At 35.4% G+C, this 12,540-nt stretch carries 11 protein-coding genes; 6 read left to right on the plus strand and 5 right to left on the minus strand.

What is annotated here, in order from left to right; translation table 11 throughout:
• Positions 1-219 precede the first annotated feature (219 nt).
• Positions 220-624, minus strand: coding sequence for an outer membrane beta-barrel protein (locus D1094_RS02220; RefSeq protein ID WP_182440072.1), 405 nt, complete (start codon positions 622-624; stop codon positions 220-222).
• 45 nt (positions 625-669) lie between these two features.
• On the minus strand, positions 670-1,239 hold the full coding sequence (gene efp, locus D1094_RS02225; protein WP_118958426.1) for an elongation factor P: 570 nt from the start codon (positions 1,237-1,239) through the stop codon (positions 670-672).
• A gap of 106 nt (positions 1,240-1,345) precedes the next feature.
• On the opposite strand from efp, the gene epmB reads away from it, so the two are divergent.
• Together epmB and D1094_RS02235 are read left to right on the plus strand one after the other, a co-directional pair.
• Positions 1,346-2,362 (plus strand): EF-P beta-lysylation protein EpmB, encoded by a 1,017-nt coding sequence (epmB, locus tag D1094_RS02230; RefSeq protein ID WP_182440089.1) that lies wholly within the window; start codon positions 1,346-1,348, stop codon positions 2,360-2,362.
• A 51-nt stretch (positions 2,363-2,413) separates the two neighbouring features.
• Complete coding sequence (locus D1094_RS02235; RefSeq protein WP_118958428.1) at positions 2,414-2,719, plus strand: hypothetical protein; 306 nt, start codon at positions 2,414-2,416, stop codon at positions 2,717-2,719.
• Positions 2,720-2,724: 5 nt separating this feature from the next.
• On the opposite strand, the gene D1094_RS02240 is transcribed toward D1094_RS02235, so the two are convergent.
• The 3 genes from D1094_RS02240 to D1094_RS02250 all read right to left on the minus strand — a co-directional run bounded on the left by D1094_RS02240 (position 2,725) and on the right by D1094_RS02250 (position 5,706).
• Complete coding sequence (locus D1094_RS02240) at positions 2,725-4,380, minus strand: mechanosensitive ion channel family protein (RefSeq protein ID WP_118958429.1); 1,656 nt, start codon at positions 4,378-4,380, stop codon at positions 2,725-2,727.
• Positions 4,381-4,551: 171 nt separating this feature from the next.
• Entirely contained in the window at positions 4,552-5,058 is a 507-nt protein-coding gene (locus tag D1094_RS02245) for a DUF3016 domain-containing protein (protein WP_118958704.1), read from the minus strand.
• Between the two features lie 75 nt (positions 5,059-5,133).
• Positions 5,134-5,706, minus strand: a complete 573-nt coding sequence (locus tag D1094_RS02250; RefSeq protein WP_118958430.1) for a DUF4136 domain-containing protein — start codon at positions 5,704-5,706, stop codon at positions 5,134-5,136.
• A gap of 138 nt (positions 5,707-5,844) precedes the next feature.
• On the opposite strand from D1094_RS02250, the gene D1094_RS02255 reads away from it, so the two are divergent.
• The 4 genes from D1094_RS02255 to D1094_RS02270 all read left to right on the plus strand — a co-directional run bounded on the left by D1094_RS02255 (position 5,845) and on the right by D1094_RS02270 (position 12,462).
• Positions 5,845-7,569 (plus strand): substrate-binding domain-containing protein, encoded by a 1,725-nt coding sequence (locus D1094_RS02255; RefSeq protein ID WP_118958431.1) that lies wholly within the window; start codon positions 5,845-5,847, stop codon positions 7,567-7,569.
• A 99-nt stretch (positions 7,570-7,668) separates the two neighbouring features.
• On the plus strand, positions 7,669-8,265 hold the full coding sequence (locus tag D1094_RS02260; protein ID WP_118958432.1) for a hypothetical protein: 597 nt from the start codon (positions 7,669-7,671) through the stop codon (positions 8,263-8,265).
• A 286-nt stretch (positions 8,266-8,551) separates the two neighbouring features.
• On the plus strand, positions 8,552-11,071 hold the full coding sequence (locus D1094_RS02265; protein WP_118958433.1) for a hypothetical protein: 2,520 nt from the start codon (positions 8,552-8,554) through the stop codon (positions 11,069-11,071).
• Positions 11,072-11,265: 194 nt separating this feature from the next.
• Positions 11,266-12,462 carry an EAL and HDOD domain-containing protein gene (locus D1094_RS02270; RefSeq protein ID WP_118958434.1) on the plus strand — a complete coding sequence of 399 codons (1,197 nt, stop codon included), beginning with the start codon at positions 11,266-11,268 and terminating at the stop codon, positions 12,460-12,462.
• The last annotated feature ends 78 nt before the right edge of the window (positions 12,463-12,540 follow it).

A 12,540-nucleotide genomic window follows, 5' to 3' on the forward strand; every position in this document is an offset into this window, starting at 1 on the left:
CCACGCCAAGACTAAGATCGTCTAACTGCTTAAATCAATCCAACTTTGCTTGTAACTTGCTCTAAAGAAGACACTGTTATCAAGCTCATAACGAAAGCCTGCAGCTACATTATATGAAAAGCGTGTATCAGAATGAGTATTTTGATAGCTATCACACACGTAACCCCACCAACAAATGCTACCAGGAGGACCATCGGCAATATTACTATCTAGAAAGCTCTAGCCTAAACCAGCTTGCACATACGGCGTGAACCTTTCTTTTAATACATGATAAACAACATTAAACTGTGTTTGATAGATATTCATCTGATGATCTATTTCAAAAACATCACCATCACCTTCAACTAACTTAGCTTGATAATCAGGTTTCACTGATGAAAAATCAAAATTAACTAAAATGTGTGCATTAACGTTATAGCCTAAAGTAAAACCCCAGCCATATTCACTGTCTAGATCTAATGATGAGCCATTTGTACCGCTAACATCAGTAGATTGGGCATTAACAAATTGAAAAGTAGACTCCCACCTATTCTCACGTTTAGTATAGTTGGCAAGCGTGTCTACACTGGTTGATAACAAAGAACATAGCAGTGTTATTTTCAATAGCATTGTCTTGGTAAACATTAAAAGCATCCTTTTTATTACATTTACTAATTAAATACCTCTTTCTTACTTTGCAGCGCGAGAAACATATTCTCCAGAGCGTGTATCGATTTTTACTTTTTCACCTATTTGCACAAACAATGGCACGCGAATAACGGCACCCGTTGATAATGTTGCCGGCTTACCACCCGTACCAGCAGTATCACCTTTTAAACCTGGGTCTGTTTCTACAATATCTAGTTCAACAAAGTTAGGTGGCGTTACTGAGATAGGCGTACCATTCCATAATGTAATCGTACAAATATCACCTTCAGCTAACCATTTAACCGCATCAGCCACAGCCTTTTCTTCAGCACCAATTTGTTCAAAGGTGTCATTGTTCATAAAGTGCCAAAATTCACCATCGGCATATAAGTATGCTAATTCAACATCCATTACGTCTGCGCCTTCAACAGATTCGCCTGACTTAAATGTTTTTTCTAACACTTTGCCTGAAACCAGTTTACGAATTTTAACACGGTTAAATGCCTGACCTTTGCCTGGCTTAACTAATTCATTTTCTAGAATGTTACAAGGTTCGCCGTCTTGCATAATTTTTAAACCGGCTTTAAATTGGTTAGTACTGAAATTAGCCATAAATATACTCTTTTTTTATTAATTGGATCTCAGTTGCGTTATTATTCGCATATTGCTATCAACTTATCTTAGATAACATAACCGAGATTATAAATTGAATTTAGAATTGCCGCAGATAATACCTCAAATAGAAAAAAATTTGCACACTTCTTGGCAAAAAGATTTACGTGAAGTGGTTACCGAACCTAAAGTTTTATTGCAAATGTTAAATATTAATCCTGATGATTATTTACAGCATTTTAAAGCAAGAAAACTCTTTCCTGTTCGCGTACCAAAATCCTTTATCAATCGCATGGTCAAAGGCGATATTAACGACCCCTTATTAAAACAAGTGATGCCACTTTCACAGGAGTTTATCATTGCTGATGGTTACAGTACTGATCCCTTAGAAGAACATGATACTGTCGCAGAAGGTTTACTTCATAAATACCATAACCGCGTATTAATGGTGGTAAAAGCAGGCTGTGCTGTTAATTGTCGTTATTGCTTTAGACGCCATTTTCCTTATCAAGATAATAGCCCTAACAAGCAACGCTGGCATGAGGCGCTAACGTATATCGCTCAACACAATAGTATTACTGAGGTTATTTTCAGTGGTGGAGATCCGCTCATGGCTTCAGATGAGCATCTTGCATGGTTAATCAACCAACTTGAACAAATTCCTCATGTGAAAAGGATAAGAATTCATTCTAGGTTACCTGTTGTTATGCCAAGTAGAGTAACAATGGGGCTAGTTAATACATTAAAAAAATCTCCCTTAAAGTGCGTCATAGTGCTGCATATTAATCACCCCAATGAACTCAATGAGGAATTGAGCGCGGCCTTAGAGTCACTTCGCGTAGCCCGCATACCTTTATTCAATCAAAGCGTATTACTCAAAGGCGTTAATGATAATGCCTCTTGCTTAATATCCTTATGTGAGAACCTATTTGATATGGGCATTCAGCCCTACTATTTACACTTATTCGACGCCGTTCAAGGTGCAGCTCATTTTGATGTTGAAGAAGAAAAAGCGAAAATCATTGCCAACGAAATGTTAGCTAAGCTATCAGGTTTCATGATGCCTAAATTAGTCCGTGAAATAGCAGGACAACCTAACAAAACGCCAATTAATCTGGCATAATTCGACCAAAGACTTCCCGCACAGCAACACTTGAAACAAAAAAGATTTATTATGACGAAAGCAATTGAACAACAACTTATTGAAAATATTTCTATTATTTTAAAAAAATCATTATCTGCGGATGCAACATTAGCTGACTTAAGAGAACAAAAAAAAGCCAGCTTTGAGGCGATATTTAAAAAAGACAGTGGGTTTCATTGCCACGCTAATACTTTTCAACCTTACGTTGAAGAAGTTGCCGACGATTTATTAAAATGGCAGGCTAACAAAGATCAGCAAGTACTGATCTCTTTAGTGAAGAAAATTGAACAACTTTTCACGGTACTCGGTAATTTAGAGCAAAGCTATAACGTTTAGCGTTTTTAAACTGATATTAAACCTCGATCATTAACCACTTGCAACGGGCATTGATGCTGATCTAATAACGAAAGAATGGTTAAATTCAACTCGTTGATTTCATCCAGATATTCATCAAAGTCTGTTGTATTGACATAAGCAAGAATATTGAGTTCCAGACCTATCTCTGTATAAGCTTTAAAATGAGCTCTGAGTGGCTCATTTGCAATTTTTTCATGATGTTGTAAATGTGCCTTTAACTCATCTAAAAAGTTATTAATATTTTCTCGAGTACATTGCGGTGTTAATAATATTTTAGGCCTAAACGCTATTCTCTCTCGCTCTGAAAAATTTTCAATATCCATGTCAATAAATCGCGCATTAGCAACATAAATAACGGTTCTATCAAGGGTTCGAATACGTGTAGATCGTAATCCAATTTCTTCAACTACTCCGTAATTTTGGCCAAATCGACAGAAATTTCCTATTTTAACAGGTGCAGACGTATACAGAGTTATCGCACCAATCATATTCTCAACAGTCTTTTGTGCAGCTAAAGCAAGCGCTAAACCACCAATACCTAAACCAGCAAGTAACGTTGATGCATTAAAACCTAAGTTTTCCAGCCAAATTAAGGAGGCAAAAATAACCATTAATAGTTTAGTTACCGTACCTGCTGGCCTTAGTAAATAAACAGCTAACGGTTTATCTTGTGCAACAAACTTTTCAGCTAAAATAACTTTTAATAAATCAACAAATCGAAAACAAACCCAACACCAAGCAATAATAAGAATGGTAGACCCTTCCATGATGGCTTTAACTGCTAAAGTCACGTTAGAACTATCTATCAGATTCCTAGAAAAGATAACGGCGAATAAAAAAGCAACAGGCCCTTTAATAAACGCTAACGGAGCACTTGAGGTATTTGGATAAATACGCTTAATGAGGCGTACTAACAACCATGCACCTATATACGATGCGATATAAGTGCAAAATAACATAAGAGTAAAATACAACCACTGCCATAACATAACGCCATAAAAGTCTACCTTGGGTAGTCTTTTAGCTAACCATTCTCCTAAAGGAGAGTACGAGAACTCTTCAAATAAGAATGGGATCTTCTCAACCGTTGCATTAGATATTTTCCAAATTTTAACGCGGTCAGATTTACGAGGAACTCGCTGCATCAATATACTGAATTGTTTTTCTTTTACCATAACACTACCGATAGACTCTCGATATCTAGGTAAACCGTCGTTAACATTACCTTTTTGATGATCGCTGACATTCGATAAATCAACCCATAACTGTCGGTTTAATACAACATATAACTGCCTTGCTAATTCTTCTTTTCCTATCGCTAATGTTTTTTCGGAAATATTGCGATAATCTAAATATTCGCTCGCTAATGATAAGTCCCCTGAACGCATCGCCAATAAATACCCTGCAATAGCACTTCGTGGCTGTCCTCGTTCAAATTTATCAAAAGGGACATCTGCACTTTTATTCTCGGCCATTTTTTCTATTGTTTGCGAGGACTTTTCTTGCAAGTCTAGAATTTCTTTTACAGAAACGTTCTTTTGCTGGTTAACCGTTTGCCCTATTACCGAGGTTGAAATAAACAAGTAACATAAAGCCATTATAATTGAAGGGCGTCGAACACGAGATGTATAAAAAACCATTAAAAAACGATCCTGATAATTGAAATGACACTTATATCTTAAATAATAACGCAGTTTTTTCATGTGAGTAAATCATATTTCCCCTTTGCTCTTTCAAGAAATAATTAACACAAAATTTTCTGGGCATAAAAAAAGCCGCTAATGCGACTTTTAATTGTTGGGTTGCCAATGCTATTTGGTAGAGTCTGAAAGCTCAGCCGAAAAGGTTTTTTTAAACCAGTCATCTAGCATTTTCTTCTCATACCCTAAGGCTTTATTACGATATTTCAAGTTAGTAGAGTTCATGAAATTCATGTCTCTGACTTTAACAGTATCTGCCTTTGTTTCTTGTCCTTCAGCATCAAGTAATTGATACGAAAAATTCATGCGTGGTGGATAAATCTGTTTAACGATACGCATCTGATTAATTCCACCAGCTAACGTATCGCCAGCTAAATCAACGTCAGTTACCACTATTTTCAGTAACTGTTTTTCCGGTAATTGTGCAGCTAATTCAGCGAAGTGATCTTCAAGTTGTTTAAAGGTACGTTCTCTAAATCGAGTACGGTTTTCAGTCCCTTCACGAATATCGCGATAGCTTTTATAATCTTTCCACTCGACTTCACTTGATGCTGCCCAAGCTGATGGTATTGACATAACAACAGAGACAAAAGCGGCTAATAAAATTGGTTTATTCATCATCAATCCCTCTTTATAGTGGTTTCAGATACATTAAAACAAAAAAGCCAAAACTCATTTGCACTTTTATGTTGTTTAATTGTGTTTATTTGTAGCGTAAAACTGCTTCATGACCATGTGAACAATATGCTCTGTCCTGACTTTGCGTTCTGTAATATCTAACTCTTGATGGACAAACCCTTGTGCTGCACCACGCCACACTTTTTTAATCATTTGTGCATCTTCAATATAAATTAAAAAACTACCTTTAGCTAAACCTTCACTTGAAGGTAGACCAGGACTAACGCCAAACTTCTCATTTATTGTTTCATCAGATAAATCAGACGCTAAGGCAATGCCAAAACCTACATGAAATGCAACCCCGTTAGCTGACGCACTATATGTAAAACCATGTTGTTCAAGTTCTTGAATAATTGCATCAGAATACTGCTTATAAACACTTTGTGTTTGTGTAGGCTTTAATGACGTTTCTTTAACATATTTAGGATCAAGCGAAAATACACTACCTTGAGGGTATAAAACAGGCAAGTCCCTTACGCTCGAAATAGCTAAGTTGCTTTGTTTGCTAGGAGCTTCAGGCACTACTTGGACGCAACCGATTAGTGAAACACTAACAACCACTAGCAATAATTTGTAAAGTTTATTCATGAAATTTCATTTCCAACAATGAGTTACTGTGCTTCATTATACAAAGTAAATGATTACAAGAAAGTACTATTCGTCATAAAACTGCAACGCTTTGTAATTAAGCTGTGCGTATTTTTATGGCATTAGGAAGTAAACCACATGAAATCAACCTTTTCTGGCATATGGAGTGCAGAAAATAATGTACTTTCGTCGGTATTGAATACCTTAACACAACTTGTAGACAAACATTTCGACATTGAAATATCACCAGATAAAATGCTTTCAGATAGTCATTATCGAGAGTTGGTACTTAGTGAGTTAGCTAAATTAGATCATAAAGAAATTAACGATATTATTGTATGGTTACAAACGCCAATGACGCAAAAGGAACAAAAAAAAGCCAGCCCTTTTCGTTTGTTAGCTGCAACAATAAGTTTAATCGCTATTGTGGGGTGTGGCTATTGGTATTCAAACTCAACGTTATTGAATGAACAAAGCACTGAAGCAACCAACACTATTAAGCAAAGTTCCTTTGAGACAGAACAAGCAAAACAAACAACAAAACCTTCAACCATCGCAACTATTGCAACTATTGCACCCATTGCACCCATTGCACCCATTGCAAAGCCAACGCCAAGCGTTGCTTTTCGCCTGCATGGCTCAAATACAATTGGCGAGAAACTAGCGCCTGCACTACTAGAAGCATTTTTAACACAACAAGGTGTAACACAGTTTTCATGGAAAAAAGGCAAGAACTTAGTAGAACGAGAGTTGCATTTTATAGAGAATGGTAATAACAAAGTCATAGAGTTACATGCGCATGGCTCTAGTACCGCTTTTACCGATCTTAAATTAGCAAAAGCTGATATTGGCATGGCTTCTCGACGTATAAAAGCACCAGAAATCCAAGAGCTAAGTGCTTCGCTTGGTTCTTTAGACCAAGTTGGTAATGAACATATTATCGGCTTAGACGGATTGGCCATTATTGTTAATCAAAACAACACCATAAAGAAAGTTTCCACAGAGGCACTTGCAAAAATTTTCTCGGGTGAAATTAATAATTGGTCACAATTAGGCGGAGAGGATAGAACAATAACAATATATTCTCGTGATAGTCATTCAGGCACTTGGGATACCTTTAAGAACTTAGTTTTAAAAAAATATAAAAAGCAGCTTTCTCCTGAAGCCATTCGGTTTGAATCAAGCTCTGAGTTGTCAGCTAAAGTTTCTCAAGATGAAAGTGCCATTGGGTTTATTGGTTTAAATTATGTCTTACATAACAAAGCATTAGCTATTGCTGCGTCAAAAGACACAACAGCAATATTTCCAACTCGTTTTACCATAAGCACTGAAGATTACGCCTTAGCTAGACGATTGTATTTTTATACCCCTACTTCGGCTTCATCATTAGTAAAAAGCTTTGCTCAATTTGCTATTTCAGCCAAAGGACAAGATATCGTTGCAGCGACAGGGTTAATTTCACAAAACATTAAATTAGAGGAGACTTACCTACAAAGTGACGCGCCAGAGCAGTACAGTCACTATGTTAAAAATGGCAAACGTCTTTCGCTTAATTTTCGTTTTGACTATGCAACAAAGGATCTTGATAACAAAGGAAAAAGAGATTTACAGCGCTTAGTCACCTTTATGGAGCAGCACCCTGGGCGTCGATTAGCCTTATTAGGCTTTTCAGACAGTGTCGGCGCGAAGCTTAAAAACCAGAGCCTTTCACTAAAAAGGGCTAAATCTGTTGAGTTAGAGCTCACTTCTCGCGGAATTCCCGTTATGTCTGTGGAAGGTTTTGGTGAAGCATTACCTATTGCAAATAATAATACTGAAGCAGGAAGAAAGCGTAACAGACGAGTCGAGGTTTGGCTTCTATAGCGATTAACCACTTTTTATATTTAAGTAAAAGCGACTTAATAATTTTGCAACATAACACGCATAGAATACCAACATCAGCTGCATTATAAGGATTTCAGTATGTTTACAATTTTATCAAGTGAAGCAAAGTTAAAGAGTACTTTACAACAAACAACTCCCCAAGAGCGGATAATAATCAAAGATAATTTTACACATGTTATTGCACTTTTATCCGCACCTACAGCAGAGCTACTGGCTAATCGTCGTCAACAAGGAGTACTTTTACCTCAAGAAAGCGACCACGAATTTATGCCAGCACAATTAAATGAAATAACTGTATTTGATGTTTTCTTATTAAAAAATATCTCTCATCTGATTGCTTACATTAATACACTTTGTTTAACTGAAGCCGTACTAGTTCGCGATAATTTTGATAATTGCTTAGAGTTACCCTTATTTACTAGTATCGAACAAGAACCCAAATCATGCGTGAATGAAAAGAGTAGAAATGTAAAATCTCCCGTTGAAGACGTATCACTCTCATCCAATAATATTTCGCCAATACGTATTAACGAAGTTAAGAATCGACTTACTCAAGCGATTGAATCATCTGAGCAACAAGAATTAGCGATAAAAGAGAAATTAAATGCGTTATTAACTAAAACAGAATGCACAAATATCGCCGCAACATCAGAACATGTGCAAGCTCAAGCATAGTTAGACTCAACTACATGCGCAAGCTCAAGCATAGTTAGACTCAACTTTGGGTGCCTCATTAATCAACATTATCACTCAGTTAAAATCAGTGTTAACAATTATTCACAACGAGGCAACCGCCTCTATTATTGGCCAGTTTACTTAATTATTGCCACTGACTTACACTTATTATTGATTTATCAATCTGAAATCAACTATGCTTGATAGTTATAGTCTTGATATTAAGTAACTACTTCTTAACGATTTTCTATATTTGGGTAACTTAAATGATCAGGTAATACGATTTATGAGCAGTGTAATAAGTCCACACTTAAAGCGGTTTGAAATACAGATACTAAGTTTGGTTCCTTATGCTACTAACGATAGATTAGAGTATTTAATTAAAAAACTACTCCCTGAAGAAAACCCAAGCCATCACCTTGCCGTTAAAAATGAGATAAAAAAACTCGCGCAACAATCCACAAAGTCGATAGATTTACGCAAGCTCTTTAGCGACTGCCAAAAAATAGAACATAACAAAGTAACTCATTACCTAGATAAAGAAGGTAAAGCGTTATTCCAAGAAAAAATGGCTGAGTATAATAATATATATACTATAGCTGCATACCATGAAGTAAGTGAAGATGCCCACTTAAGAGCATCAAAAAAAAATAATGACTATAAAATCATACAGGGTGAAAAAGATAACGAAACCAACAATAAAAGTAACCCAAGCAGTAGTTTTTCAGACTTTAAAATAGATAAGACTCAACCAAAACCATTAGTTAATAAAAACCGAATAACACAAGAAATGAAAAAACTTAACTCTTCTTGCAAGGTTTTTATTAATCCTATTATGGGCATGACCTCACAAGGTAAAAAAGAAGTAGGTATATCGGCAAGTATAGAAAAAATGACTAACCTGAAAGTGGTTATTCGAACTGACAATGAATTAACCGGGGTTAAAGCAAATAAAGTATACCTATGGTTATATGATCACCATGAAGAAATAGCCTTCGATGAAGAGCTTGAGCTTGGTTTTGAAATTATTGATAGCCAAGAATCTTCATTAAACAACTCGTTTGACTACTTGCTAAAGTTTTCCAGTCCGCTAACCGATAAGCAAATGCGCATATTATTTAGCCATTACCTGCGCCAGAAAAAACTCGCTATAATAGGCCCAACTGAACGATTTATTACACCATTATTTGATTCAGTCACTTCAAAAGGGTATGAGCAACTTTACCTGAACAAAACACACGACATTCCGTTGTTATGTTATCAAGATACTAACAGTTGGCACGCTAAAGTGGCCATGAAGACTTCTGGCAATGATGAGCTATGGCACTTTTTTAGCGATGATGAAAAACAATTTCACTTGCCCGTGCTGTTAGGAAACAAAGAAATTGTCAACGCATTAAATAAAAAAGAAACAATTGATAAGTATGCTTTTATTTTAAAGTCGGTTTATAAAGGTAGTGATCAATATTCACTTATTTGGCATGAAGAGTTGATGAGTGACTCAAGTGTCCAAGCTATATTTCAGCGTTATTTTCAGCCAAACTGCTTTAGAGTCATTAAAATATCCTCTTCATTTATAAACTCAGCTGAAGATGCCTATGTTCCATCAGCATTACCCTGTCATGTTCACCCTAAAATGGCGGTGTTAAATAGAGCTACACCCAAAGCAGCCTTAGATAAAATAAGTAATTGCGACCACATGCTTACCGTGTCAAACATAACCAGTTTATATGAAACCATTAATAACCCGATTAATGATGAAGTTATAGAACTAGAAAAGCCACTTCCTGAACGCTATCAGCTTAGTGCAGTTAATAGTCTCAGCGAAACTGAAATAGTAACCGCAGAGGATAATGAGTCAAGATGTGAGGACCGCTTTATTTTATCGTTTTCAATGGCCATAACTCGAAGCAATAATGTGGTAACTCATATACCAGGAAAAACTAAAAATGTGTCAGTACAAGGTTTATTAGTTAACCTTGAAAAAGAGGCGAAATTTAGGGCTGGTGAAGAAATAGAAATAGAATTAACCGTACCTTTTGCAGAGCAAGAACGTACTTTAAAAAAACAAAAATATATTGTTTTAGGTTACGATCAAAGTGGTGCAGTAAGATTACTCATTAATACGATAGAAAGTAAACATTTAGCTTGTAGGGCTATTCGTAAATATCTTTTTCAGCATATTGATTATTTAGAAACCTGTGGGCAACGAGGTAGTCGTATTTATGGTTTACAAAAAGCCATGAGAAACATTTACGCACACAACCATTTTTCTATCCCTTTTTATTTAAAAGCAACAAAGCATCAGCAATATATCAATGCAGCTAGTTTTAGTGGTAATTCAGCATTGAAGCATCTTGTGTATAAAAACGAAAATAGTGAAGAAATTATTTTGAATTTATTAAGTAATGATAAATTTAGAACATCTTGTTTATCTATTATCGCTGCTCTTGCCTATAAAAACCTACCGGCTAGGGCTTTTTATATTTTGGTACTACCTAAAGGTAAAGATGAGAATGAAGAATTTTCATTTTGGTATCGAGATCTATTGGTATTAAAAAAAGCAGCTCAATTAAAAGAATACACCAACAAAGTTTCAAAGCATGGTCAACCCGCTATTTTAAAAATTGAACTCAAAAAAAGTGATAAAGTTAAAAATATGTATTATCGCGATGAGATTGGTTACTTAAAAAACCTAGACAAAGATCTTGCTGATGAACTCCAAAGCCAACTAGAAAACACGATAGGTATCGGAGAAGTGACTGATTTAACTGATATTGCTATCCAGATGATTAAGAGCATATAAAATAAAAGCAACGATACCTTCTTACTAATAACTTTTACTAATAACTTTCATTAAGAATTTGCACTAAGAAAAGGCTTTCTACTTTACAACGGTGGCTTGCCCATTCAACGTTTCCTCAAAAATGATACTCAAAATAATTTAAAAACTTCATCTATACTGATGTAATACATGATCAAAAATAAAAAGAAATTTATATGTCATCAGAAGTATTATTCGCACGCCAACCAATATTAGATAAGCATAACAATTTACAAGGTTTTGAGTTACTTTATCGTGGAAACTTATCGTTAGAGTCTAACGCTAAAGAAGCAACACTTGATGTTATAGTAAATTGCTGTACTGGCTTATTATCAGCAAGCAGTGATTTGACTGCTCCTTTATGGATAAACTTAGATAAAACTTTTATTACTTCTGATTTAGACATTCCAATTGCCCCCGAATTTGTAGTTTTAGAAATTTTAGAATCAGTTAGACCAACGCCTGACGTATTAAAGGTTATTTCGTCTCTACATCGTAAAGGTTACATTATTGCGCTTGATGACTTCACTTTTGAAGAATATAACCATGCTTTTATGCCTTATGCTTCTATTATTAAGGTTGATGTATTAGAGGAAAATATTGATTCTATAAAAGAAAAAATGTCACATTTCGACTTTACAGGAAAAACGTTACTTGCTGAAAAAGTTGAATCGAAAGAAGTTTTTGATACATGTAAAGCTATCGGTTTCGACCTATTCCAAGGGTATTACCTTGAAAAGCCATCTAGCATAAAGGGAAACAAGCTTAATGCAGGCAAGCAAACAATGCTTCATGTTGTTAACGAATTAAGCCAAGAAGATATTTCAGTACAAGAGGTAACAGATTTAATCACAACCGATCCCATTTTAATTTTTAAAATTTTAAAAATGGTTAACAGCCCTATCTACCCTTCTAAACGAGAAATCACATCACTGAAAGAAGCCGTAATCAAACTTGGCATTGTCATTGTTAAACGGTGGGCAATAATATTTTCATTACTATCTGTTTCAAGTAAACCGAGTGAGTTATTTAGAACATTGTTAATTAGAGCAAAAATATGCGAATTACAAGCGCAAACATTAAACTCAGAAAATAAAGAGAACTACTTTCTTATCGGATTACTATCAGGGTTAGATGCAATACTCGATATAGATACAGAAACTTTTATAAATCAAATGGAGCTATCAGAGCACATCAAGCAAGAGTTATTAAACACTAATAAAAACAGCATTCTAAAAAGAGTTATTCAGTTTGAAAAAGGTCAATATGTTGAATCTAAAGAGCCACCTATTCAAACATTACGTGAACTAAATGAAGCATATTGGCAATCGGCTGCTTGGGTTGATGAATTAATGCAGCTAGTTAAAAATTAACAAAGAACTCTAGAAAATTAAAACTAGCTACAAGCTGATAAGCTGACTTACTACATACCGACCATATTACACTTGAGT

This window comes from Colwellia sp. RSH04 (genome assembly GCF_003545765.1).
GTDB lineage: Bacteria > Pseudomonadota > Gammaproteobacteria > Enterobacterales > Alteromonadaceae > Colwellia.

Bases quoted from the DNA above. Each gene is read 5' to 3' on its own strand.
- D1094_RS02220 (WP_182440072.1), bottom strand. From the start codon at position 624: ATGTTTACCAAGACAATGCTATTGAAAATAACACTGCTATGTTCTTTG.
- efp (WP_118958426.1), bottom strand. From the start codon at position 1,239: ATGGCTAATTTCAGTACTAACCAATTTAAAGCCGGTTTAAAAATTATG.
- D1094_RS02235 (WP_118958428.1), top strand. From the start codon at position 2,414: ATGACGAAAGCAATTGAACAACAACTTATTGAAAATATTTCTATTATT.
- D1094_RS02240 (WP_118958429.1), bottom strand. From the start codon at position 4,380: ATGGTTTTTTATACATCTCGTGTTCGACGCCCTTCAATTATAATGGCT.
- D1094_RS02245 (WP_118958704.1), bottom strand. From the start codon at position 5,058: ATGAATAAACCAATTTTATTAGCCGCTTTTGTCTCTGTTGTTATGTCA.
- D1094_RS02250 (WP_118958430.1), bottom strand. From the start codon at position 5,706: ATGAATAAACTTTACAAATTATTGCTAGTGGTTGTTAGTGTTTCACTA.
- D1094_RS02255 (WP_118958431.1), top strand. From the start codon at position 5,845: ATGAAATCAACCTTTTCTGGCATATGGAGTGCAGAAAATAATGTACTT.
- D1094_RS02260 (WP_118958432.1), top strand. From the start codon at position 7,669: ATGTTTACAATTTTATCAAGTGAAGCAAAGTTAAAGAGTACTTTACAA.
- D1094_RS02265 (WP_118958433.1), top strand. From the start codon at position 8,552: ATGAGCAGTGTAATAAGTCCACACTTAAAGCGGTTTGAAATACAGATA.
- D1094_RS02270 (WP_118958434.1), top strand. From the start codon at position 11,266: ATGTCATCAGAAGTATTATTCGCACGCCAACCAATATTAGATAAGCAT.